Genomic DNA, 23,120 nt, shown 5'->3' with positions numbered 1-23,120 from the left:
AGGCTGGGTTACATGGCTGCGCGAACCTGCCCCATGCCAGCAAGGCTTCTCAAGCTGGCTGAGCCACAGTGGTAATCAGGTATGGTTATGTGGAGGTAAATTAGAGTCATGGAAAAGGTCAGCTGAAGTATTAATTACTAACGGAGGTTCGGAGGCTCTTGGGGTCGCTGCCTTGGCAGATATTACGTCGTCTATTGAAGATGATGTCGAAAAGCTCGATGATCTTCAGAGTAATGGAAGTCGGATTTTTAAGATTAGTAGCGCTATGGGCACCATTCATGGTTTGATTATTTTTGATGAGACCGAAGTGGGTGGAGAAAAAATTGCCAGCATTCAAGTAATTCAATATGACCCTTCGGACGCACGTCAAGGAAATGTGTTAAATCAACTTATGAATTTGTTTGTTCGAGAATTGCATCAGGAGCGCCACGTTGACGTGCTTCAAGTATCTGCATCCACGGATGAACTGACTGAAATTTTTGGTCGTTTAGGATTTGACACTATAAACGACTGATGCTTTGTTATCGTGGCTTGAACAATACCAAACAATGTAGTCAATCTGGTTTAATGTTAAGCCGTTCGAATATTTGGCAGGTTTCGATTGATATTTACTATTAATCTTTATCTGTAACAATATTCAAAGCATGGCTGGGTAACACGTCGGGCCATAGGTGTGAAAGTGCTTCTCTCATCCTATAAGGGGTTCCTGCGCTTATGGCCTGTCTCAGCTGCTCTGCAAAAGTGGCTTGTTGAAGACTGATAATCAGCGGTGAAGTGCTCTCTTCTGTCAATGCTGCATTGAGGGGTGTCACGAGCTTCAAGAAGGCTTTTTCAGTCAGTGTAACCTGGTCAAGACCGCTGAAACCTATGCGATCCTCGTACCGCAGATAACCCTCTTCCGCCAGCCAGAGCATGGCCTGATAGCAGGCCATGTGGCGTTCAGAGGGAATGCCGTATTCATCAGCAGGGTCGCAGTCAGCAATGTCATCCACATACAGCGCATCCTTGCGCGGAAAATGGCCATACAGCTTCAGGAGAATGTGGGCGCAGTCCTGAAAGAAATCATCGATATGAATATCTGCCATGATCCTGTCGTATCCTTTCTTGTGTGATGACGCCTGTTACTTGCGTATTCGTTCCAGATATTTTGCCAGCCTGTTAATGGCAATTTCCAGCTCATCGACACGGGGCAGGGTAACAATCCGGAAATGGTCATTGGCCGGCCAATTGAAGCCGGAGCCCTGAACCAGAAGCACCTTTTCCTGACGCAGCAGATCCAGGATGAACTGTTCATCATCTTCGATGGGGTACATCTTTGGATCAAGTTTCGGGAACAGGTACAGTGCGCCTTTTGGCTTGACGCAGGTGACGCCGGGAATGTCGGTGATCATTTCCCAGGCTTTATCTCGCTGTTCGAGAAGACGTCCGCCGGGCAATACCAGATCATTAATGCTCTGATATCCACCCAGTGCAGTTTGTACAGCATGCTGGGAAGGGACATTGGCGCACAGGCGCATGGAGGCCAGAATACCCAGGCCTTCTATATAATCCTTCGCCTTATGCTTGGTGCCACTCATCACCATCCAGCCAGTACGGAAACCGGCCGCTCGCCAGGACTTGGATAACCCATTAAACGTCACAAACAATACGTCGTCGGCCAGAGAGGCCAGTGCCGTATGTTCGGTACCGTCATAGAGTATCTTGTCGTAAATCTCATCGGCAAAAACGATCAGGTTGTGCTCTCGAGCCAGTTCGACAATACCTTCAAGAATCTCACGTGGATAAACAGCGCCAGTCGGGTTGTTGGGGTTGATGACCACAATGCCACGGGTTTTCGCAGAGATTTTGCTGCGAATATCATCCAGGTCAGGGTACCAGTCGGACTGCTCATCTTTGATGTAATGCACCGCGCTGCCGCCGGCAAGGTTGACCGCCGCCGTCCAGAGAGGGTAGTCCGGTGCGGGAATCAGCATTTCATCGCCGTTGTTTAGCAGGCCCTGCATGGCCATGACAATCAACTCGCTGACACCGTTACCAACAAAGATATCTTCAATCTCAACGCCATTGATTTCCCGTTGCTGGCAATATTGCATGATGGCCTTGCGAGCAGAAAACAGGCCCTTGGCGTCACAGTACCCCTGGGATGCGGGCAGGTTGAGAATTACGTCCCGGATGATTTCTTCCGGAGCATCAAAGCCAAACGGCGCAGGATTGCCGATATTCAGCTTGATGATACGCTGGCCTTCTTCTTCCAGCTTTTTGGCTTCGCTGAGCACGGGGCCGCGAATTTCATAACAGACGTCGAGCAGTTTGGTCGACTTGAGAATTTCAGACATGGCTGTCCCGAAAAAACTGACCGCTGCAGGCTCTGGTCAGCGGTCATTGTGGGTGTTAAGGTCGAAATCATACCGCGTCCTAAGGAGGGAAACCATTGGCAAGATCAGATCGTAACGATAGCCGTGCTGACATTGTCAGCCGTTCTGACGACAAGTGGCGTGAGCAGCTGACGCCTGAGCAGTACCGGGTGTGTCGTCAGCAGGGGACTGAGCCGCCATTTACCGGTGCCTTATATCATTGCAAGGAGAAGGGGGAGTATCACTGCAGCTGCTGTAATCAGCCGTTGTTCAGTTCTGAGGCAAAATATGATTCGGGTTCGGGTTGGCCGAGTTACTGGCAACCGCTGTCAGATGACGCAGTGACCACCGAATACGATACATCCCATGGGATGGTGCGGGTTGAAGTGAAATGTGCCCGATGCCAGGCTCATCTTGGCCATGTGTTTCCCGATGGGCCCAAGCCAACAGGTATGCGCTATTGCATAAACTCTGTTGCACTGTCATTTGTCCCACCTGAACAGTAACTCTATCCGTTAAAGCCACTTCTCGAGCGTTTTCTTCAGGGTGCTACGCTCAAAGGGTTTGGCGATGTAATCCTGCATGCCAGCCCTGTAGCAGCGTTCACGGTCATGGCTGAGGGCATTGGCCGTGAGCGCTATCACGGGAATATCACAGGTTTTTGCGTTGTTGCGCAGCTGGCGGCAGGCTTCATAGCCATCCATTACGGGCATGTTGCAATCCATTAATACCAGATCAAATAACGCTTTCTGGCATCGATCCAGGCATTGTTGACCGTTCCTTGCGGTTGTCACCTGGTAGCCTAATTGCTCCAGCATGCCTTCTGCGACCATCAGGTTCGTCGGATTGTCCTCAACCACCAGAATACGGGTGGTTATTGGTGGTGCTTCCTGGACAATGACATTGGGTGGTGTCATCGAATAGGCTGTTGCAGGGTGAATGTCAGAACCGAGAAGCTCTGCAAGGGTCGTATGCAGTTGCTCTTTTCTGATGGGTAATGGCATTACGACAGTATCGTTTTCAGGGGTATTGGTGGCTGTATTATCTGACCCCTGTAACAATAGGGTTGGGTTCTGTCGCTCAACCACAAGGTGTTGAGCGTGTGTCAGCAGGAGAGCCGTCTTTGACAGACGTTCCAGGTCCTGTTGCCGCCATGGGCCGTGCCAGCTGGGAACCCAAACATCAATCTTCCATTCACGACAATAGCCGTAAATTATAGAGGCTAATACGGGAGGTGCGGCGATCGCCATGGTCGTACCGGCGATAGTTATTGTGTGGTGGTTTAGTGGGTATGGGGACACTTCCTGCACCGTTTGCTCAAAGGGCAGTACCACTGTGAATCGGCTCCCTTCGTTAGGTTGCGATTCCACGGTGATGGAACCGCCCATCGCTTCTGCAATTTTTTTCGATAGTGCCAGCCCCAGGCCGGTACCGCCAAACTTCCGTGTGGTATCGGATGATGCCTGTGAAAAAGCGGTAAAAATATCCTCCTGCATGGCTTCCGGAATACCAATGCCGGTATCACGAATCTCGACATGCAGTTGGCACTGTTGATCAGGCTGCACCTCGGCCCAGGCCTTGAGGATAACGCTACCGTGATGAGTAAATTTGATCGCATTCCCTAACAGGTTGGTCAGTATCTGATGTAGGCGGGTGGGGTCACCCACAACGGTATGGGGAAGGGCGTGATCCAGTTGATTCTGCAGAATCAAACCTTTGTCAGTAGCGCTTTGTCCCAGCAGAGCGGTCGCCGTTTCCAGGGTGTCGTGAAGATCAAAAACAATGGCTTCTATCGTCAGTCTGTCGGATTCGAACTTCGAGAAGTCGAGAACCTCATTGAGCAGCTGAACAAGAATAATGCCGGATTCACGCGCCAGCTGCAGTTTTGCCTGTTGGGACTCCGTGGGATTGTCCCTGAGTAACAGGTCAATCATGCCCAGAATGCCATTGATGGGGGTTCTCACCTCATGACTCATACTGGCCAGCATGGAGGCACGGGTTTTCGCCATCTGTACCGCATCCTGGCGGGCCTGGTCCAGTTCCTCGTTGGAGTCCCTGAGCTGGCGGTTGCGGGCATTGAGTTCGGCGGTTCGATTATCGACAATGTTTTCCAGATCAACCAGGTAATTTCTCAGTTGTTTTTCAGCCTGCCGACGTTTTTTCAGATTGGTTGAAATGACATGCAGCAGGCGATTGATGGAGTCAACCAGACTGCCAATCTCATCATATTCATGACCTGCCGGATACTTCAGTGCAATGGGGGTGCGTGCATGGTTGTTCACCCGACGCAAATCCCGGGTCAACGCGGAAAGCGGTTGGGTAGTCATGCGATAAAACAGTAGTAGCAGGACAATGGCCAGAATTAATCCTTTAATAATGGCGGTGACTGCGGTTACGACTGAACGCTTGATAAAACTGCTGCCGTAAATATAGGTATCAATTTCCAGTATCAGGAAGCCCAGCTTTTCTTCCGGGTCGTAGGCGACACGCAGCGGTTTTTTGTATTGGCGTGTCTTGCCAAACAGCGTGTCGCTGACAACACGGGTAGTGTCGTGTTGTATATCCCGGGAAATGGCTGCCAAAGGTGTGTTATTTTCATCCGTCATTTCGGCACGGATGATAGTTGGGGAGCGGAGCAGGCCCAGCAGTAATTCCTGGGCTAACTCTTCATCAATGTTATAAGCGATACGGGCTGCGGGAGTGCTGCTGATATTGAGCAGTGCCTGCATTTCCTGGTCAATGGCATGATCCTGTTCGTAGAAGTCCAGAGTGACCTGTATCACGCTGAACAGTGCGCCTATCAGGAAGGTGAGTATCAGTGTATTTCTGGCCTGTTTGTAGGACAGGCGTTCACTGAGTCTGGTTTTCATAACATCCCTGTCATACTGCCCGGTACCTGTTTTATCAGGATGCCGGATTTCCCTGTCGGTGAGTACTATTTTTTCATTTTCTGGATAATGGCGCACTCTTTCTCCCAGGTTTCCACGACGGAGGGCAGTTGCATTAACCGCTCAAGGTAAGCGCAGAGGTTTGGATACTGGTTACTATCGGGCTGTTCACCACCATGTTTGAAGGAGAGGAACTGACTGATAACAGCGAGATCCGCCAGAGTGATACTGTCGCCTACCAGGTAGTCATTATTTGCCAGTGTCTGCTCCAGATAAGTGAGCATGGGGGGAAGTTTTTTCGTTAATGACTTTTCTATCGCAGCTTCATCACCGGGCTTGCCCAAAGAGGGAAGAAGAAAACGGTTTCTGAAAATAGTGAAAGTCAGATGCGGCGCCAGCTCATAATCGGCATATTTTTCAAACCACCGCACACGAGCTGCATCCAGCGCATTGTCGGGAATCAGTCGTGTTGTGTCTGACAGGGTATCCAGAAACTGGCAGATCACACTGGAATCGGCAATGGGCGTGTCATCAACGGTTAAAACGGGTATGCGTTTGAGTGGGTTGAGTTCTACAAACCAGTCAGGGAAATTAAAGGGTAAAACAGGGGTCAACTCATAAGGCAGCTCTTTGAGTTTCAGGGTCAGAATGGTCTTCCGGACAAAAGGCGATAGCGGAGCCCCCAGGAGTTTGAGTTTCATTCTTATCATTCCTCTCCTTTATGCGTACGGAGAGTGTACATGACCATGATGGAATGTGAAAAAGAATCGCGGCCAGGCTGTTGACTCCCGGAAAGTGAACCCCTATTATTGCCGCCGTCCATGAGGTCCCCTTCGTCTAGTGGCCTAGGACACTGCCCTTTCACGGCAGTAACAGGGGTTCGAGTCCCCTAGGGGACGCCATATTTGAAAAAGCCTTCTTGCTTTGCAAGAAGGCTTTTTTTATGCCCGCAATAATTGTCGGGCCACGTGCCAGGAATAGCTGTAATCATTGCCTGCCAAATGCAGGAACAAATCCCTGTTGTATGAGGTTTTCAAGCGAAGCAAAAGGCGATTTTAGCAGGTCATTCCAGTTAAACCATGACCAGCCTTTACGCTCATCTGGTTCCGTGATGCAGGGTTCACCATCGCACTGTTTGGCTAGAGCGAACAGTGTGATGTAATGCTTTCCTTCCTTTTCAAAAATATCGGTTGTGAACGCTACAGTTTCTTGATAACCGTTTCTTCCAGTGTTTCACGGATGGCGCAGTTTGCAGGGGTTTCACCAAGCACCGGGTAGAGTCATGTGTCTTTACCGTATGAACCCGTGCGTTCTCCCAGCAGAATTTTGTCTGCTCGAATGATAAAGACATCGACGTCAACGGCAATGGTGGATTGCGTTTTAATAGGTCAGTGAGTATTAGGGGAGTCTAAGTGTGGGGAGGTATAGGAGAGAGAAGGAAAGGCGGAGGCGCTAAAGCCCCCGCCAGGCAGATCAGGCTTCAGCAGCCTTACGATCTTCGTGGTAGGTGATCCCTTCTGCGTCTTCGGTGATCCAGGTGCCGGATACGCCGTTAGCAATGTTAACGACGTCGTACAGGCTACCGATACCGGCGAACTTGCCGCCCTTGCGGACGAAGTTGGCAGCAGCTTCGATCTTCGGACCCATGGAGCCGGCCGGGAAGTCCAGAGAGGTGATCGCGTCAGGTGTCGCCTTGTGGATTTCTTTCTGATCAGGCTGGCCGAAGTTGATGCATACGGCGCTAACGTCGGTCATGATGATCAGGGCATCAGCACCCATCTGTTCTGCCAGGATGGCCGCGGACAGATCTTTGTCGACAACGGCTTCAACGCCAACCAGCTTGCCATTTTCGTCCTTGCGAACCGGTACACCGCCACCGCCTGCACAGATAACCAGAGCGCCTTGCTCGGCCAGCTTGCGGATCATCTCAACTTCAACGATACCCTGGGGCAGTGGAGAAGGAACGACACGACGGAAGTATTCGCCGTCAGCCTTGATGGACCAGCCTTTTTCAGCGGCCAGGGCTTCGGCTTCTTCTTTGCTGTAAACCGGACCAACGAACTTGGTCGGATCCTGGAAGGCAGGGTCGTTAGCGTCAACCAGGGTCTGGGTTACCATGGTCGCGATCTGTGCGCCATTGGTGTGGTTGTACAGTTCCTGCTCCATCATGTAGCCGATCATACCGGCGGTTTCAGCGCCCAGTACGTCCAGCGGATAAGGGGCAACTTTGGTGTAGGCAGCGTTTTGCAGAGCCAGCAGACCCACCTGGGGGCCGTTACCGTGAGTCAGGATTACTTCGTGCTCCTGGGCAACTTTGGCAATCATTTCAGCGGCTTTGCTGATGTTTTCGCGCTGGATATCAGCTTCCAGAGGCTGACCGCGCTGCAGCATGGCGTTACCGCCCAGAGCGATGACAATACGCATGACAGGATTCCCTTACTTTCTTTGGTGATTCGATGATCCATTCCGGTTTTTTATCGGCACCGGTACTGGATTGTATATCCGAGAGGGGATTCACTCCGGTATAGACACCATATTAGGTTCGAGAGTTCCGATTCCAAGTGTGTTTTGTACGTACTTTGGCCAATAATCGACGGTGTGTTGACCTGAGATAAGGTTTACGTGTCACTACAGTTATAGTTATTTAACACTTGGTAAGTGGCTGCTGGTTTTGTTGATAAATATCGTCTTTAAATTGACGTTTGAGGCGGGGAAAATCAGTTTTTATGATGTTTTTCAGGAAAAACAAAGGCCGACATAGGTCGGCCTTTGTTTCTGTGAGGATACCGTTGTCTATCAGGCCGCTTCGGCGCTGACAGCATACTGGTTGCGCAGATCCTCGATCTTTTCCAGGTAGTCCTTGTATTCGGACGAATCCATGTGCGCATAGTTGAAGTTCTTGTACAGACCGGTCAGCTTCACGAAGAAGTCGCGGGCGACGTTCTTGTCAGCGAAGTTGTAGTCCTGACGGATCAGGTCAACGATTAGGCGGAAGCTGAACTTCTGACGCTCCAGGGAGCAGGCGGCGTCGATATGGTCGAAAGCGTCCTGCTGCAGGTAAACCATGTCCAGGAACAGGGACTTCTGGAACTCGACGTAGTCGCCCAGGGTCACACCTTCTTCACCGGTCACCTGCATCATCTGGTTGATGCTTTCACCGCGAACCAGCAGCTTTTGCATCTCGGTCACCATGGCAACCCAGTCGCTGGACAGGTTGGCGTCGTACCAGGGCTTCATCTGATCCAGGTAACGAGACCAGGAGATCAGCGGGTCAACAGCCGGGAAGAAACGCTTGTAAGCACGATCGTAAGACAGACCCAGGAAGCACTTCACGGTCGCCAGGGTGGACTGGGTCACGGGCTCTTCGAAGTTACCACCGGCCGGTGATACGGTGCCGATCATGGTCAGGGAACCGGACTCGCCGTCTTCGTTGCTGATCACACCCGCACGCTCGTACAGACCCTTGATAGCGGAGTCGATGTACGCCGGGAAGCCTTCTTCACCTGGAATTTCTTCCAGACGGTTGGAGGTTTCACGCATCGCCTGCGCCCAGCGGGACGTGGAGTCAGCCAGGATCAGAACGTTGTAGCCCATCTGACGGTAGTACTCACCCAGGGTCAGACCGGTGTAGATAGAGGCTTCACGGGCCGCAACCGGCATGGAGGAGGTGTTACAGATGATGGTGGTACGGTCCATCAGGGAGCCGGCGCCGCTGGGATCCTGCAGTTTCGGGAACTCGTCGATGGTTTCTACCACCTCACCGGCACGTTCACCACAGGCGATAACGATAACGATGTCGGCAGAAGAGTACTTGGACAGCATGTGCTGCAGTACGGTCTTACCCGCACCGAACGGACCAGGGATACAGCCGGTACCGCCACGGGCGATGGGGAAGAAGGTGTCAACCAGGCGCTGCTGGGTGATCAGAGGCTCAGTCGGGTAGTGACGGGTGGTCTTGCCGCCTTTCTGAGACAGGGTCTCGGAAATGGAGCGACGCACCGGCCAGCGCTGAATCATGTTCAGTTCGCGCTCTTTACCCTGCTCGTCGCGCACGCGGGCAACGATGGTGTCAACGGTAAAGGTGCCTTCCTGGATCCAGTCGACAGTCACGGAACCGGTCAGGTCAAAAGGAATCATGACCTTGTGCGTGAAGCGGCCTTCCTGAACAGTACCCAGGGTTTCACCGGCACGCAGGACGTCACCAACACGAGCCTTGGCAACAAAGGACCAGGTTTTGGTACGGTCCAGGGCTTCCGCCTGAACGCCACGCTGCAGGAAGGTGCCGTGCAGCTGGGCCAGGGTTTCCAGCGGGTTCTGCAGACCGTCATAGATCTGGCTCAGGATGCCCGGGCCCAGTTCTACGGACAGCAGCTGACCGGTCTGGACGATGTAGTCACCGACGGCAACGCCGCGGGTGTCTTCGAAGACCTGAATGTCGGCGGTTTTGCCGTGAACCCGCAGGACTTCAGACATCAGCATTTCATCAATGCTTTCGTTCTGCTTGCGGCTGGGTACCACGTAAACCACTTCGTTCTTAACCAGGGCGCGGCTCTCTTCGCCCTTGTCGATGGTTTCAATGGTGATGATGTCACCATTGACGGCCACGACGCGGGCTGTGGCGTTTTGTTCGTGCGTTGTACTCATAACGCGATAACCTTTTTCTAGCACAGTCGGTACATTGACCGTTCTGCAGATGAAATCGTCGTGATCAGTTGCTGACCGGCAACTGGTCCCTGAATTCGCCGAGGCTCTTGTCGATCAGCTTGCGGAACCGGACCTGGGCCTTGCCAGTGTCATAACTGGTCCAGCGGGCGACCAGGTTCCAGCGCAGTACATAGATAACCACTGCCTCGAAATCGAACTGGTGTCGGGTGGCCAGCCGGTTCAGCTGATCCCAGACAGCCTGCAGCAGGGTTTTTTCCAGTTCAACACAGTTGCCAGTGCGCAGGCACTCAGCCACTTTGCTGATCCAGGGAAACGCCTTGCCAAGACCCAGGGTCGGTGAGCTCCAGTGGCTACGAATGTATTCATAGCGGGTTCCGTAACTCCACTTGGCGGTGGTTGGCGCTGCTTCACCCAGGTGCTTGCGGCGCAGGGCGGCTACGATAGTGCGCATATCCAGGCGCCAGTCCACGAGTTCGCGCAGGGTCTGGCTATCCAGCTGATCCCGGGCTTTTTCGGCCAGGCGGATCAGGGCGCTTTCATTGACATCGTCTGCCAGGTGATCCCAGTGCAGCAGATTCTCGATCATGACCAGACGTTCCTGATCGGCCATATCCAGCATGGACAGGCGACGGTCCAGCTGGAAGCGGGAGATCGGGGTGATCCGGCTGTTGAACAGGGAATCAATGTGCGGCAGCGAGGTCAGCAAGGTATAACAGGCATTCTCAGCCATGGCTTGCTCCTTAACAGCCGCTGCCGGAGCCGGTAGCCGGACGTCAGAAAAGTCCGGTTACCGTTAGCCGGCAGCGTAAGCCTTAATTGATGATGCCTTCCAGCAGCGCGCGGAAGCGGGGCTGCAGGTGCTTCAGCAGCATGGTGCTGACAGCCGTGTCATCCAGCTCAACCTCGATGTTCTTCTCGCGCAGGCGGAAGGTCACGCCGGTCTGCTTCTCGCCGCCGACCTTGAAGGTGACGCCGTTGCTCAGCATTTCCTTGCCCTGGCGCACTGCGAAGTAGGCCAGTGAGCCTTCTTTCAGTGCTTCCGGGTGCTCACGCAGGTCTTCAACACCGATGACCTTGCGGGGCAGGATCACTTCGACGTTTTCTTCACCACGCAGGCTGTTACGACCGGCGACTTCAAGAATCATGTTCTTGAGGATGCCCTGGTCTTCCATTTCCCGTGCGACGGTCAGGCGGATCTGCTCAGAGAACTGCTTGAGCAGGAAGTCCTTCAGTTCCAGCACGGCGTTACGGCCGGCCAGTTCCAGGGACTCTTCGCCGGCCTTGATGGTGAAGTCGGCTTCTTTTTTCGCCTTGTTCACCAGGTCAGTGGCCTGCGCGCGCGCTTCTGCCAGAATCCGCTCCGCTTCAGCGCGGGCGTCGGAGACAATCTTGTCGGCTTCAGAGCGGCCGTTGGCAACGCCCTGATTGCGGAGCTTTTCAATCAGCTCCTGTACCCCGACGGATACATTACTTGCTACTTCAGTCATGACTTCACCCTGTTAGCAACGTTAATCGACAGGCTTAGGCGGCGATGTTGCCAGCCAGAACCAGGGCGAATACGAAGGCGAATACAGAGAAGCCTTCTACGATAGCCGCAGGAGCGATAGACAGACCGAAGATTTCAGGCTTGTTCTTGGACGCATTGATAGCACCAGCAACCGCCTTGCCCTGGTAGATAGCAGTAACCAGCAGTGCAACACCTGCCAGAACGCCGATGCCGAAGAAAGCAGGCGCAGTGTCAACGGTCAGGGGGGTACCCATCAGGATGAACATGATAACGATACCCAGAATGCCCTGGGAAGAAGGCAGTGCAGACAGACCGATGAACTTACCGTAACCGCTTTCAACGTCCAGCATGGCGCCACAGGCCGCCTGACCGGAGATAGAGCAACCCATACCGGAGCCGATGGCACCCAGAGCCATAGGAGCGAAAATACCAGCCCAGCCCAGCAGCATCATATAGTTATCCATGAATCAATCCTCTTGCTTTTTAAACGGTTTAAACGGGTAGCCTTCTTCAGTCAGGCTCCACTTGAAGAACTCAATCACATTCAGACGCAGGCCGTGCACAACACCACCCATCAGGGAAAGGCTGATATTGAGCAGGTGACCCGCGATCAGGATCAGGGCGCAGAACAGAACACCGATACCCGGCATGCTTTCCAGAACCTGGAAGGCCAGCGTATTGAAGGTTACTGCCAGAGACGCGCCGGCCAGACCGAGGGCAAACAGACGCATGTAGCTCAGGATATCGCCAAAAACACTGGAGATATTGTAAAGCGCATGCAGACCGTCAGCGATCCGGAACAGTACGTCTTTCGCACTGGAGACCGGGCGTGTGCTGGTAAACAGGAAGATCAACGCTGCACCGGCAATGGCTAATGCAGGACCAAACGTTGTTTTCCAGACCGGCTCCAGATCACCCGTTATGCCGAGCCACAGGGCAACACCACCGGCGATGGCCAGTGTCCAGCCCAGGGGCGCCAGCGCATAGAGGCGCGTTCGGTTGTTCCAGGCAGTGACCAGGTTCGCGATCACGATATGGGTCGCACCAATGATGATGGAAACCTTCATCATGGCGCCGTAGTTGTTCATATCGATGAAATGCAGCGAACCAAAGAACGTGTCCTTGTCTGGCGTGTAACCGAAGTAGCTGCCGGAGCAGATGCCCCAGACAATACCGAGACCTGACATGAAATAGGCCAGGTTACGGATGCGGATGCCTGTCTCGCTGGCACCCAGTTTCTTGCGGAACAGGAACACGAGGCCGCCGAGGATGGCGCAGTAGGCCGCGTCGTTCATGATCATGGCAAAGAACAGGGAGAACGAGAAGAACACCACGGTGCTGGGGTCCCAGGTCCGGTAACCGGGCAGCTGGTAGAAAGCCATGGCTTCCGTACCGCCGGCAACGGATTCGGGGTTTTCCAGCAGGGTCGGCGGATTGTCTTCCGGCGCCGGGTCTTCGATGGTGGCGGCTACGGCAAAGGACGCGACAAATGCACTGGCGCGTTCTTCTTCATCCGCAGGCAGCCAGCCTGAGACCAGGAAAAACTGGTCATCGTCGAGGGTAACACGACGAGCGTCTTCCAATGCGCGGGTGTCTTCCTTGCGGGCAACGATCTGGCTGAGGACGTAAAGCCAACGGGTCAGAGACTCCCGTTCACCCTGAATATCCTCCACCTTCATTTCCGCTTCTTCCAGCTGGTGTTCCAGGCTGGACAGGGAGTCACCGCCCACATGGGAGCGCTTGACCGGCAGCAGGTTAACATCCGGTTCTGTTTTGTTCAGCAGGACGACATAGCAGTTCTTGTGATCACGGTGCACCACTTCCCAGGGCATCTCGATCTCTTCGAGTGCTCCCATGTCATGGTGGGGAATCACGTAGAACCACAGACGGATGTCGTCCAGCTGATTCAGTTCCGGAAAGGAAAAATCGCCCCAGGGGCGAACTTCCCGGATCCGCTTGATCAGGTTGTCACGGGCGTCAGACGCGGCACGCAGCTGATTCTTGTTGGCAAGAACCTTGGCGACCACCTCGTCGGTGTCCATGGCATCCATACGACGGATTTCCCGTCGTTTGACCGGACAGCTCAGGAGGTGACTATAGGCCTCCTTTGCAGCCCGGGGCTCACTGAGCTCGCCTTCGGGGGCAGCCGGTGTCTCAGCCAGGGGAATCAGGTGAACACACCCCATTTCCTGTAGTCCGCTGAGTACGGCTTCCTTCTCGCTGGCTAGCCCATAGAGCGTGATCTTCTTGAGTGTTTTGATACTCATGCTCTTATCCAGCTTTAGGCTGACTGCCGGGGCAGATCAGCTGGCCATCTTGGTTTTGGAGATCTTGGCGTTCACCACCGCAGCACGATCCATATCGGACATGAAGATCTTGATCTTCGCGATATTCTTGTTGCTGCGTGGAATCAGAACCTTGGAGAACAGGTTCACACGCTGGGACGTGGTGCGGGTCGCTTTGCTGATCTCCTGGTAGCGCAGTTCACGCACCAGCATCTCAACATGCAGTTCCACCATTTCCTTCAGGCGTTCCACCAGGAAATCCACCCAGTGAGGTTTGGTCAGGTAGCTGTACTGTGCGACTTCTACCTCAACTTTTTCAACGACAGGCACGGTAGTACCGACGATGTTCTGTTCACCCAGAACCACGTTGGTCACACGCACCAGGCCTTCGACGTTGATATCCTCACAAGCAAGCATTGGTAGTTGCTCACTGACGTCTTTTTCGATCTGCTCAATACGCTCGCGCGCTTCCCTGACAGCATCCTCTGCTTTTTTCCGCTCCGCCATCAGCTGCTGACGCTTGAGTTCCAGCGCCGGCAGGTAACGGTTGAACGTTTTCAGGTTGCGCTTTTCCCGGTTAAGCGAGCTTTTGTTCAGCGCAATCTTGGCCATGGTTTATGCCCCGGCGGTTTCAGTGGCAGCTGCCGCAGCAACCTGGGATTTCACGGGCCAGTACTTCTCGATCAGGCTCTGCTTCATCAGCGTCTCTTCTGGGCTGAAGCAGTCAGCCAGGATCTTCCACGCCAGGTCGAGGGCCTCTTCCAGGCTCATGGAGACGTCCAGCTTCATGAAGTTGTCGATGAACTGGTCACCGAAGCGAATCACTTTCTCATCGTACGGAGACAGTTCGAAAGCCATCGCCTGCTTCTGCTTGGCGTTCACGGAATCGGAGTAGAAGCGGATCATGGTGTTCATGATCTGGCTGTGGTCTTCCCGGGTTTCCTTGCCGATAACCATCTGCTTCAGACGGGACAGGGAACCGAACGGATCGATAACGCCGTCGTGCAGGTAGAACTGACCTTCGGTGATGTAACCGGTGTTATCCGGAACCGGGTGGGTCAGGTCGTTACCGGGCATGGTGGTTACCGCCAGGATGGTCACGGAGCCAGCGCCCTTGTAGTCGGCTGCCTTCTCGTAACGGCGGGCCAGCTGGGAGTACAGGTCACCCATGTAACCCCGGTTGGCCGGGATCTTGTCCATGGCAACACCGATTTCCTTCATGGCGTCGGCATAGGAAGTCATGTCGGTCAGCAGGACCAGAACCTTCTTGCCTTCTTCTACCGCGAAGTGCTCAGCCACTGCCAGAGACATGTCGGCGATCATCAGACGCTCAACGGTCGGGTCAGAAGCCAGGTTGGTGTACATGACAGTACGGGAAGATACGCCGGCTTCTTCGAATGCAGTCTTGAAGAAGTGGTAATCGTCGAAGATCAGACCCATGCCGCCGAATACAACGACGTCCGCTTCCGCCTGAATCGCGATCCGGGCCAGGAACTTGTTGTAGGGTTCGCCGGAGACGGAGAAGATCGGGATCTTCTGGGATTCAACAAGGGTGTTGAACACGTCGATCATGGGTACGTTGGTCCGTACCATGCGGGACGCCAGAACACGACGGATCGGGTTGACGGAAGGGCCGTCGATTTCAACGCGAGGATCCTGGTCCAGTGCCGGACCGCCATCAATCGCCTCACCCGCGCCGTTGAAGATACGACCCAGAATGTTCGGGGAGTATACGGCTTTCATGGGTTCGCCTAGGAAGCAGACAGCGGCGTCAGTGGAGAGACCTTTGGTGCCCGCGAACACCTGGAGGGAAACTTCTTCGCGGTTCAGCTTGATGATCTGCGCAAGCGAATAGGCCTGGCCATTCTGCTCAATCAGGGCGAGATCACCGTTCCGCGCCTGAGCATTACTGTCGCTCAGGTTGGGTACTTCGACCCGGATAATGTCACCAACAATACTCAGAATGTTGGTATAACGTAACAGACTCTGGGACATAGCCTTCTTCCTGTCCTTTATAATTCGGGCCATGGGGCCCTGCGTCAAAGGGAAAACAAATGCTTCAGACCCGATGGGCATATATCCACAATACGCAACCGCCCGTTATGGCTGAAAACAGATTCCGTCACCTTGCCGACGAAAACTCTGTCACCCTGAACAACTAACGGCGCCGCAGTTTTCGTAAACCCTTATCCGGTGATAGATCAAAGCCTGCCAAAAAACGTTAGCCGGTCAAACCGGCGGCAATTGCGGGACCAGGCCCGTGGCAAACCCTGTTTTCAAACACCGTTGGCAATGGTATAAACCGTCGCCGCCGGTTGTGTCCGTACATACCATGCGCAGACACTACTTTGCCGCGAGATCCCAGTCATTCCACTTCACAGTGTGAGGCTGGCATCTCCCGGCTAGTGAGAGGCTGTAATTGGAATAGTTGTCTGGTCGGTTCAGTCGTAATAGGTGATACCACCGGGTACATCTACCTTGACAAAGGTGCCGGAGCGTCCAAGCAGGATTTCCGCCGCCTTGTCCAGCGAACCGATGGCACCAAACTTACCACCGGAGCGAACGAAATGGCATACGGATTCTACCTTAGGCCCCATGCTACCAGCCGCAAACGGGAACTTCTCAAATTCGTCCGGTGAGCATTCCTTGATCTTTTTCGAATCCGGCTGACCGAAGTTCGTTTCGACGGCTGGAACGTCCGTCAGCAGTACCAGAGCATCGGCTTCCAGGCCTTCGGCCAGTGTGCGTGAGGCGCGATCCTTGTCCACAACGGCTTCGACGCCGTGCAGCATGTTGTCGGCATCCCGACGGACCGGAATACCTCCGCCACCGCCGCAGATCACGGTGATATCACCCGATGACACAATGTGCCTTAACGAGGGTAGTTCCAGTATTTCCATGGGTTGTGGTGAAGGCACCACACGACGGTAGTAGTTACCATCTTGTTTCAATGTCCAGCTGGGATTGGCTTCCTGGATGACTTGAGCTTCTTCATAGGTGTAGACAGGTCCGACGAATTTGTCCGGGTTCTCAAAGGCGGGGTCGTTGGGATCGACGATGGTTTGGGTGGATACTGTGCACACTTTACGACCCGGCATGTAGTTGCGCAGTTCCTGCTCAAACATGAACCCGATCATGCCCTGCGTTTGTGCACCCAGAACATCCAGTGGGTAATTGGCCACCGCTTCGTAAGCTTCGTTCATCAGGGCCAGCAAGCCAACCTGCGGGCCATTGCCATGTGTTAGCACCACCTGGTGATCTTTGGCGACTTCTGCGATGGACTTGGCAGCGGTTCGAATATTTTCACGCTGGATGTGTGCCTCAAGGGGTTGGCCACGCTGCAGGATAGCGTTTCCTCCCAGGGCCATGACAACTAACATATCCCTGATCCTCTGATTGGGTAGGTGAATAGTTGAATCGGAAACCGGTATTGTCCATGGGTGACGGGTGTCACCCATGGCATTTAGGGGCAATCAATAGTTGCGTTCAGATGCTCTCTTTGGGTGGGGACGAGATGGCACTGCGTTAGTCACCGAGTGTCGCTACCATGATGGCTTTAATTGAGTGCATGCGGTTTTCGGCTTCGTCAAAGGCGATACAGTACTCTGATTCAAACACGTCTTCAGTGACTTCTACACCATTGGTAAGGCCATATTGTTCCGCCACCTCTTTGCCGACAGTGGTTTCCGTATTATGGAAGGCGGGCAGGCAGTGAAGGTATTTCACTTTCGGGTTGCCGGTTTTTTTGATGACATCCATGTTGACCTGATAGGGTTTCAGCGCGCTTACGCGCTCATCCCACACTTCCTTGGGTTCGCCCATGGAGACCCATACGTCACCATAGAGGAAGTCGCAGTCTTTAACGGCTTTGCCGACATCTTCTGTGAGTGTAATGGTGGCGCCAGTTTGTTCAGCAATCTTGTTGCACTCGTCAACAATCCACTTTTCGGGGAAATAACTGCTAGGGGCGGCAATGCGGAAATCCATCCCCATTTTTGCGGCGCCGACCATGAGGGAGTTGCCCATGTTGTTCTTGCCGTCGCCGAGGTAGCACCACTTCATTTGGTGCAGTTGTTTGCCATCGCCATGTTCGAGCATGGTCATGAAATCGGCAATGATCTGAGTTGGGTGGAATTCGTCGGTGAGCCCGTTCCATACCGGTACACCGGCGTATTCCGCCAGTTCTTCAACGTGTTCCTGCTTGAAGCCCCGGAATTCGATACCGTCATAAAAGCGACCAAGCACCCGTGCTGTATCTTTTACGGATTCCTTGTGGCCCATTTGGGAGCCGCCGCCGATAAAGGTCACGTTAGCGCCCTGGTCAAAGGCGGCAACTTCAAAGGCACACCGGGTCCGGGTGGATGTTTTTTCAAAGATCAGGGCGATATTCTTACCTTTCAGTCTCTGTTGTTCGCAACCGGCATATTTGGCGCGTTTGAGGTCGCGGCCAAGATCCAGCAGGAATTGCATTTCTTTCGGGGTGAAATCCAGCAGCTTGGTGTATTTACGATTGCGCAGGTTGAAAGACATGGTACTGAATCCTCTTGAGTACTGAGGGATTGAGCAGATAGCCTGTCGTTGATGTGGCAGGTGACGAAACACGACTACAGGATAGTACATACTGTATCCGTTGCCTGTTTTCGTTGTGTGAGAAAATTCGGGTGGGATGGTGATGCTTAATGCGGATTGGTCAGTTTCATATGATAAAAAAGAGGGGCATTAGCCCCTCTCTTGATCTATCAATGACAGATTAGTCGCCCAGGGTGGCAACCATAACAGCCTTGATGGTGTGCATACGGTTTTCTGCTTCGTCGAAGGAGATGTTGTATGCGGATTCGAAGACTTCTTCGTTCACTTCCAGGCCTTCCATGCCGAATTTCTCGGCGATTTCCTGACCAACCTTGGTTTCGGTGTTGTGGAAAGCAGGCAGGCAGTGCATGAACTTAACGTCTTTGTTGCCAGTCTTGGCGATGACGTCCATGTTCACCTGGTAAGGCTTCATCAGTTCGATACGCTCAGCCCATGCGGACTCGGCTTCACCCATGGAAACCCATACGTCAGTGTACAGGAAGTCAACGCCGTTAACGCCTTCAGCAACGTCTTCGGTCAGGGTGATCTTGGCGCCGGTTTCTTCAGCGATCTTGCTGCAGGTTTCAACCAGAGACTCTTCAGGCCAGAATGCCTTCGGAGCAACCAGGCGAATGTCCATGCCCATCTTGGCAGCGCCAACCATCAGGGAGTTACCCATGTTGTTGCGAGCGTCGCCCAGGTAAGCGAACTTGATTTCGTTCAGCTGCTTGCCCTGGCCGTGTTCGATCATGGTCAGGAAGTCAGCCAGGATCTGAGTGGGGTGCCATTCGTCAGTCAGGCCGTTCCAGACAGGAACGCCAGCGTATGCGCCCAACTCTTCAACGGCGTCCTGAGAGAAGCCGCGGAATTCGATACCGTCATAGAAACGGCCCAGAACGCGAGCGGTGTCCTTAACGGATTCTTTGTGACCCATCTGAGAGCCGCCACCGATGTAAGTGACGTTAGCGCCCTGGTCGAAGCAGGCCACTTCGAATGCGCAACGGGTACGGGTAGAGGTCTTTTCGAAAATCAGGGCAACGTTCTTGCCTTTCATGCGCTGCTGTTCGCAACCGGCGTACTTGGCACGCTTCAGGTCACGGGACAGATCCAGCAGGTACTGGATTTCTTTAGGTTGGAAGTCCAGCAGTTTCAGGAAGTTACGGTTACGCAGATTGAAAGACATGGTCTTAAATCCCTAAAAAATTTTATGTTTAAGGACAATCTGCCGCACGTGCGGCAGATTGTTGTTTCACTCATGGTACCCTGGCCGGTTGGGTATTATCACTGACACCCTGGTCAGTATCGTTTACCCTTTCAGGCCGGTCAGCGTGCCTGGGTCTTGCAGGGGAAGGTATTAGATACCTTCACGCTCCATTGGGCAGCTCATGCAGCGAGCACCGCCACGGCCACGGCCCAGATCTTCACCGGGAATGGTCAGCACGTTAATGCCGGCTTCTTCCATGTTCTTGATGGTGTAGATGTTGCGCTCGTAAGTGACAACGGTGCCTGGACGTACGGTCAGAACGTTGTTGGCGTCGTTCCACTGCTCACGCTCTGCTTCGAAGATGTCGCCGCCAGTCGGGATCATGCGCAGCTCAGACAGGTCCAGAGCACGGGCAATTGCCTTGACGAAGCCATCCTTAACGGAAGTGAAGACGATTTCTTCGTTGTCGCCAGGGGTCAGTTCCCAGCAGGCGATGTCGTCACGCATGATGTCTGGGTAGTAGGTGAAGCAGTCGATGTCCATCTGAGTGAAGACGGTATCCAGGTGCATGCAGCTGCGCAGCTTGGGCAGTTCCAGGGCGATAACCTTGGTGGCCTGACCAGTCTTGAACAGGCCGCGAGCCAAATGCTCAACACCCTGAGGAGTCGTACGCTCGGACATGCCGATCAGTACCGCGCCCTTACCGATAACCAGTACGTCGCCGCCTTCAATGGTGGACAGTTCGTAGTTGCGGTCTTCGTCACCGAAGTAGGTGTGGAAGTCGGCATCTTTGAACATCGGGTGGAACTTGTAGATGGAGCGCAGGTGAACGGTTTCACGCTTACGGGCCGGCTTGGCCATCGGGTTAACGGAAACGCCGCCGTATACCCAGCAGGAGGTGTCGCGGGTGAACAGGTGGTTCGGGATCGGATCCAGAATGAAGTCAGTCTGGTTCATCACGCCCAGTGTGGGGCTGCCGCAGGAAGAGTTCAGTTCAGCAACGGTCAGACCGCCGATCAGGTGGGAAGCCAGATCCTTGTCGCTCATTTCTTCGAAGAAGCTGCGAACGTCCTTAGCCAGTGCGTGGCCGTAACGCAGGGGGTTGACCTGACGGTCCAGAACCCAGGATTTGGCTTCAGGGTTGGCCAGGGTTTCTGCCATCATGTCGCGCAGCAGGAATACTTCTACTCCGTTGTCACGCAGAACCTGCTGGAACGCGTCGTGTTCCTTGCCAGCCTGCTCAACACGCAGAACGTCGTCGAACAGCAGGCCTTCGCAGTTGGAAGGTGTCAGACGGCGCAGAGACAGCTCTGGACGGTGCAGCAATACCTTTTTAAGTTGACCAACCTCAGAACCAACGTAGAAGCGTGACATCATCTTTCTCCTGAATGTCTGATGTACATGAATAAGTGCACATGACTGTGCAAAAGCTAAAGTCGCCTTTTCAGTCTGGCTGGGTCAGTCCGTTGGGCTGAGGCAGTCGGGTGACTGTTATAAAGGCGATAGAAATCCGGTATGCATAATGTATGTCGATTTGTGCTTACCAAAGTACTGGATATATCGACATAGCATTAGAAAATTCTTAAATCTCGTTAGGGGATGCCCCCTAATGCGGTGCCTAGACTAGACCTGCAGTAATCCTTTGACATTACGTATTAATACCCATTTTCCGGTTTTTAGCCTCTAACTAATACGTTTGTTTTACTATTAAAAAAAAGTTTGGGATTGGTGGCAGAAAACAGGGATTAATTCGTGGTTAAATCGGTAAAAATCTTGATAAAAATCATGGTTGAGCGCTGTCGTTTTTGATTGGGCACAGATTATGGCTGTTATTGAAAGTATTTATGGGGGCATTTTTGTGTCAGTGTCGTTTATGCAAAAAGGATGTCTATCGACTATATAGTGAACACGTCAAATCAGTCTGCATGAGTCCCTGAGTCGTTGTTGACCGGTTACCGGAGCGTCGAAGTGTTCAACGGTAGGGTTCTGAAATGTGCCTTTCTCTGTTTTTCCTGCGACAGCGTTATCCGTTGATGACTGGTGACCGATGGCTTAGGTGGCTGTCACTATGACTGACGTTTCCATGGTGCTGGCTGACAGCCGTGTCAGCGCCGGCCGGTCTGGCAGGTCCGGTTCCCGCCGCCCGGTTCCATGAACAGGCTCTGCAAAAGGTCTTTTCAGTCATGAAGCAGTTCAAGTTTCCTTCGGCGTATACCATTCTTTTTCTGATTATCATTTTTGTCGCAATACTGACCTGGATTGTACCAGCGGGTAAATACGACACCCGCATGGATGAAGCCATCGGTAAAGAGGTGCCGATCGCGGGTACTTACCATCATGTGGAGCCCAATCCCCAGGGCTTTGAAGATGTGGTGCTGGCGCCCATTGCCGGTTTTTATAATCCGGATTCCTATGAGGCCAATGGTATTGATGTGGCCCTGTTTGTTCTGATCATCGGTGGTTTCCTGATGGTGGTAACAAAAACAGGCGCGATTGATGCCGGTATCGCCAAGGCGATGGAGGCGCTGCAGGGCAAGGAAAAATGGATGATTCCCTTGTTGATGGCGTTCTTTTCGCTCGGTGGAACGATTTATGGGATGGCGGAAGAGAGTCTGGCGTTTTATCCCTTGTTAATACCTGTGATGATTGCTGCCGGTTATGATGCCCTGACGGCGGTTGCGGTGATTTTATTGGGGGCAGGTATTGGCACGCTGGGGTCAACGGTCAATCCCTTTGCGACGGTCATTGCCTCAGACGCGGCCGGTGTGTCCTTTACGGATGGCATATTTTTGCGATTGGTTTTCTATATCGTTGGCTTGCTGATCTGCATTGTGTTTGTGATGCGCTATGCCGAGAAGGTGAAGCGGGATCCAAAAGCCTCTTTTGTGGCTGATATGTATGAAGCCAATCGCGAGCATTTTCTGACTTCTACCGATGCGGCTGATGTGCCGGAATTGACCGGGCGGCGAAAAATCATTCTGCTGCTGTTCCTGGTAGCGTTTGGCATCATGATCTGGGGTGTAGCGGCTGAAGGCTGGTGGATGGCCAGGATGTCAGCCCTGTTCATGGTGATGTCCATTGTAGTGGCTTTTGTCGGGCGTCTTGGTGAGGCCGAGTTTACTGATACGTTCGTTGATGGTGCCCGGGATTTGCTTGGTGTTGCCCTGATCATCGGTATTGCCCGGGGTATTGTGGTTGTGATGAATGGCGGGATGATCACGGACACGGTGCTGTACTGGTCAGAGCAGGCGGTTAGTGGTTTGTCGTCCATTGTCTTCATCAATGTCATGTACTGGATCCAGATCCTGCTCTCGTTTTTTGTACCTTCCAGTTCCGGTCTGGCGGTGTTGACCATGCCGATTATGGCGCCGTTGGCTGATTTCTCGGATGTGGGGCGTGATCTGGTGGTAACGGCGTATCAGTCGGCCAGTGGCATGGTTAACCTGATGACCCCGACGTCTGGCGTGGTGATGGGTGCGCTGGCCATGGGGCGTGTGCCGTATGAGAAATGGATTAAATATGTCTGGCCACTGTTGTTGATTCTGACGATTGGTTTGATGGTAGGCTTGAGTATTGGTGCTGTATAGTCAGTGATTCGGGTGTAAAAAATGCGAGCCAATGGCTCGCATTTTTTGTGCTCTTGAATTG

At 53.3% G+C, this 23,120-nt stretch carries 19 protein-coding genes and 1 tRNA gene; 4 read left to right on the top strand and 16 right to left on the bottom strand.

Features of this window, described 5'->3' with window-relative positions; all coding sequences use genetic code 11:
* On the top strand, nt 1-514 hold a 514-nt coding region (locus ABD892_RS06955; RefSeq protein ID WP_345194715.1), incomplete at its 5' end, for a hypothetical protein.
* 100 nt (nt 515-614) lie between these two features.
* Here the strand turns inward: ABD892_RS06955 and ABD892_RS06950 are convergent.
* Both ABD892_RS06950 and ABD892_RS06945 read right to left on the bottom strand, forming a co-directional pair.
* Entirely contained in the window at nt 615-1,085 is a 471-nt protein-coding gene (locus ABD892_RS06950; protein ID WP_345194713.1) for a hypothetical protein, read from the bottom strand.
* Between the two features lie 36 nt (nt 1,086-1,121).
* Nucleotides 1,122-2,336, bottom strand: a complete 1,215-nt coding sequence (locus tag ABD892_RS06945; RefSeq protein ID WP_345194712.1) for a pyridoxal phosphate-dependent aminotransferase — start codon at nt 2,334-2,336, stop codon at nt 1,122-1,124.
* A gap of 95 nt (nt 2,337-2,431) precedes the next feature.
* Between ABD892_RS06945 and msrB the strand changes: the two genes are divergently transcribed.
* The gene (gene msrB / locus ABD892_RS06940) at nt 2,432-2,860 is read left to right on the top strand and encodes a peptide-methionine (R)-S-oxide reductase MsrB (protein WP_345194711.1); all 429 of its coding nucleotides are present in this window, start codon (nt 2,432-2,434) and stop codon (nt 2,858-2,860) included.
* Between the two features lie 9 nt (nt 2,861-2,869).
* On the opposite strand, the gene ABD892_RS06935 is transcribed toward msrB, so the two are convergent.
* Both ABD892_RS06935 and ABD892_RS06930 read right to left on the bottom strand, forming a co-directional pair.
* Complete coding sequence (locus ABD892_RS06935) at nt 2,870-5,224, bottom strand: hybrid sensor histidine kinase/response regulator (protein ID WP_345194710.1); 2,355 nt, start codon at nt 5,222-5,224, stop codon at nt 2,870-2,872.
* A 65-nt stretch (nt 5,225-5,289) separates the two neighbouring features.
* A complete protein-coding gene (locus ABD892_RS06930) occupies nt 5,290-5,943 on the bottom strand; it encodes a glutathione S-transferase family protein (protein ID WP_345194708.1) in 654 nt (217 codons plus the stop codon).
* Between the two features lie 125 nt (nt 5,944-6,068).
* On the opposite strand from ABD892_RS06930, the gene ABD892_RS06925 reads away from it, so the two are divergent.
* Nucleotides 6,069-6,144: transfer RNA gene (locus ABD892_RS06925), tRNA-Glu, on the top strand.
* 571 nt (nt 6,145-6,715) lie between these two features.
* Here ABD892_RS06925 and arcC (ABD892_RS06920) read toward each other — a convergent pair.
* From arcC (ABD892_RS06920) to arcA, 12 genes are all read right to left on the bottom strand, one after another.
* On the bottom strand, nt 6,716-7,666 hold the full coding sequence (arcC, locus tag ABD892_RS06920) for a carbamate kinase (RefSeq protein WP_345194707.1): 951 nt from the start codon (nt 7,664-7,666) through the stop codon (nt 6,716-6,718).
* 372 nt (nt 7,667-8,038) lie between these two features.
* The gene (locus tag ABD892_RS06915) at nt 8,039-9,886 is read right to left on the bottom strand and encodes a V-type ATP synthase subunit A (RefSeq protein WP_345194706.1); all 1,848 of its coding nucleotides are present in this window, start codon (nt 9,884-9,886) and stop codon (nt 8,039-8,041) included.
* A 64-nt stretch (nt 9,887-9,950) separates the two neighbouring features.
* Entirely contained in the window at nt 9,951-10,637 is a 687-nt protein-coding gene (locus ABD892_RS06910; protein WP_345194704.1) for a DUF2764 family protein, read from the bottom strand.
* Between the two features lie 82 nt (nt 10,638-10,719).
* The gene (locus ABD892_RS06905; RefSeq protein WP_345194703.1) at nt 10,720-11,394 is read right to left on the bottom strand and encodes a hypothetical protein; all 675 of its coding nucleotides are present in this window, start codon (nt 11,392-11,394) and stop codon (nt 10,720-10,722) included.
* Nucleotides 11,395-11,428: 34 nt separating this feature from the next.
* The gene (locus ABD892_RS06900) at nt 11,429-11,878 is read right to left on the bottom strand and encodes an ATP synthase subunit C (protein WP_345194702.1); all 450 of its coding nucleotides are present in this window, start codon (nt 11,876-11,878) and stop codon (nt 11,429-11,431) included.
* Between the two features lie 3 nt (nt 11,879-11,881).
* Nucleotides 11,882-13,681 (bottom strand): V-type ATP synthase subunit I, encoded by a 1,800-nt coding sequence (locus ABD892_RS06895; RefSeq protein ID WP_345194701.1) that lies wholly within the window; start codon nt 13,679-13,681, stop codon nt 11,882-11,884.
* Nucleotides 13,682-13,717: 36 nt separating this feature from the next.
* Nucleotides 13,718-14,311 (bottom strand): V-type ATP synthase subunit D, encoded by a 594-nt coding sequence (locus ABD892_RS06890; RefSeq protein WP_345194700.1) that lies wholly within the window; start codon nt 14,309-14,311, stop codon nt 13,718-13,720.
* Nucleotides 14,312-14,314: 3 nt separating this feature from the next.
* Nucleotides 14,315-15,694, bottom strand: a complete 1,380-nt coding sequence (locus tag ABD892_RS06885) for a V-type ATP synthase subunit B (protein ID WP_345194698.1) — start codon at nt 15,692-15,694, stop codon at nt 14,315-14,317.
* Nucleotides 15,695-16,140: 446 nt separating this feature from the next.
* Nucleotides 16,141-17,079 carry a carbamate kinase gene (gene arcC, locus ABD892_RS06880; protein WP_345194697.1) on the bottom strand — a complete coding sequence of 313 codons (939 nt, stop codon included), beginning with the start codon at nt 17,077-17,079 and terminating at the stop codon, nt 16,141-16,143.
* Nucleotides 17,080-17,224: 145 nt separating this feature from the next.
* Nucleotides 17,225-18,229: an ornithine carbamoyltransferase gene (gene argF, locus ABD892_RS06875; RefSeq protein ID WP_345194696.1), complete on the bottom strand. Its 1,005-nt coding sequence runs from the start codon at nt 18,227-18,229 to the stop codon at nt 17,225-17,227.
* Nucleotides 18,230-18,449: 220 nt separating this feature from the next.
* Nucleotides 18,450-19,451 (bottom strand): ornithine carbamoyltransferase, encoded by a 1,002-nt coding sequence (gene argF, locus ABD892_RS06870; RefSeq protein ID WP_345194695.1) that lies wholly within the window; start codon nt 19,449-19,451, stop codon nt 18,450-18,452.
* Nucleotides 19,452-19,622: 171 nt separating this feature from the next.
* Nucleotides 19,623-20,846, bottom strand: coding sequence for an arginine deiminase (gene arcA, locus ABD892_RS06865; protein ID WP_345194694.1), 1,224 nt, complete (start codon nt 20,844-20,846; stop codon nt 19,623-19,625).
* Between the two features lie 728 nt (nt 20,847-21,574).
* Between arcA and ABD892_RS06860 the strand changes: the two genes are divergently transcribed.
* Entirely contained in the window at nt 21,575-23,059 is a 1,485-nt protein-coding gene (locus tag ABD892_RS06860; RefSeq protein ID WP_345194693.1) for a YfcC family protein, read from the top strand.
* Nucleotides 23,060-23,120: the final 61 nt, after the last annotated feature.

Source organism: Kistimonas scapharcae, assembly GCF_039540975.1.
GTDB classification, from domain to species: Bacteria; Pseudomonadota; Gammaproteobacteria; order Pseudomonadales; family Endozoicomonadaceae; genus Kistimonas; species Kistimonas scapharcae.
Note: the sequence above shows the minus strand (reverse complement) of the source record. Positions and strands in the feature narration are given on the sequence as shown.

What these genes read in the sequence shown, in the direction of transcription:
- arcC (WP_345194697.1), bottom strand. Translation starts at nt 17,079, where the DNA reads ATGTTAGTTGTCATGGCCCTGGGAGGAAACGCTATCCTGCAGCGTGGC.
- argF (WP_345194695.1), bottom strand. Translation starts at nt 19,451, where the DNA reads ATGTCTTTCAATCTGCGTAACCGTAACTTCCTGAAACTGCTGGACTTC.
- arcC (WP_345194707.1), bottom strand. Translation starts at nt 7,666, where the DNA reads ATGCGTATTGTCATCGCTCTGGGCGGTAACGCCATGCTGCAGCGCGGT.
- ABD892_RS06910 (WP_345194704.1), bottom strand. Translation starts at nt 10,637, where the DNA reads ATGGCTGAGAATGCCTGTTATACCTTGCTGACCTCGCTGCCGCACATT.
- ABD892_RS06900 (WP_345194702.1), bottom strand. Translation starts at nt 11,878, where the DNA reads ATGGATAACTATATGATGCTGCTGGGCTGGGCTGGTATTTTCGCTCCT.
- ABD892_RS06885 (WP_345194698.1), bottom strand. Translation starts at nt 15,694, where the DNA reads ATGTCCCAGAGTCTGTTACGTTATACCAACATTCTGAGTATTGTTGGT.
- ABD892_RS06945 (WP_345194712.1), bottom strand. Translation starts at nt 2,336, where the DNA reads ATGTCTGAAATTCTCAAGTCGACCAAACTGCTCGACGTCTGTTATGAA.
- ABD892_RS06930 (WP_345194708.1), bottom strand. Translation starts at nt 5,943, where the DNA reads ATGAAACTCAAACTCCTGGGGGCTCCGCTATCGCCTTTTGTCCGGAAG.
- ABD892_RS06915 (WP_345194706.1), bottom strand. Translation starts at nt 9,886, where the DNA reads ATGAGTACAACGCACGAACAAAACGCCACAGCCCGCGTCGTGGCCGTC.
- arcA (WP_345194694.1), bottom strand. Translation starts at nt 20,846, where the DNA reads ATGTCACGCTTCTACGTTGGTTCTGAGGTTGGTCAACTTAAAAAGGTA.
- ABD892_RS06890 (WP_345194700.1), bottom strand. Translation starts at nt 14,311, where the DNA reads ATGGCCAAGATTGCGCTGAACAAAAGCTCGCTTAACCGGGAAAAGCGC.
- argF (WP_345194696.1), bottom strand. Translation starts at nt 18,229, where the DNA reads ATGTCTTTCAACCTGCGCAATCGTAAATACACCAAGCTGCTGGATTTC.
- ABD892_RS06905 (WP_345194703.1), bottom strand. Translation starts at nt 11,394, where the DNA reads ATGACTGAAGTAGCAAGTAATGTATCCGTCGGGGTACAGGAGCTGATT.
- ABD892_RS06950 (WP_345194713.1), bottom strand. Translation starts at nt 1,085, where the DNA reads ATGGCAGATATTCATATCGATGATTTCTTTCAGGACTGCGCCCACATT.
- ABD892_RS06935 (WP_345194710.1), bottom strand. Translation starts at nt 5,224, where the DNA reads ATGAAAACCAGACTCAGTGAACGCCTGTCCTACAAACAGGCCAGAAAT.
- ABD892_RS06895 (WP_345194701.1), bottom strand. Translation starts at nt 13,681, where the DNA reads ATGAGTATCAAAACACTCAAGAAGATCACGCTCTATGGGCTAGCCAGC.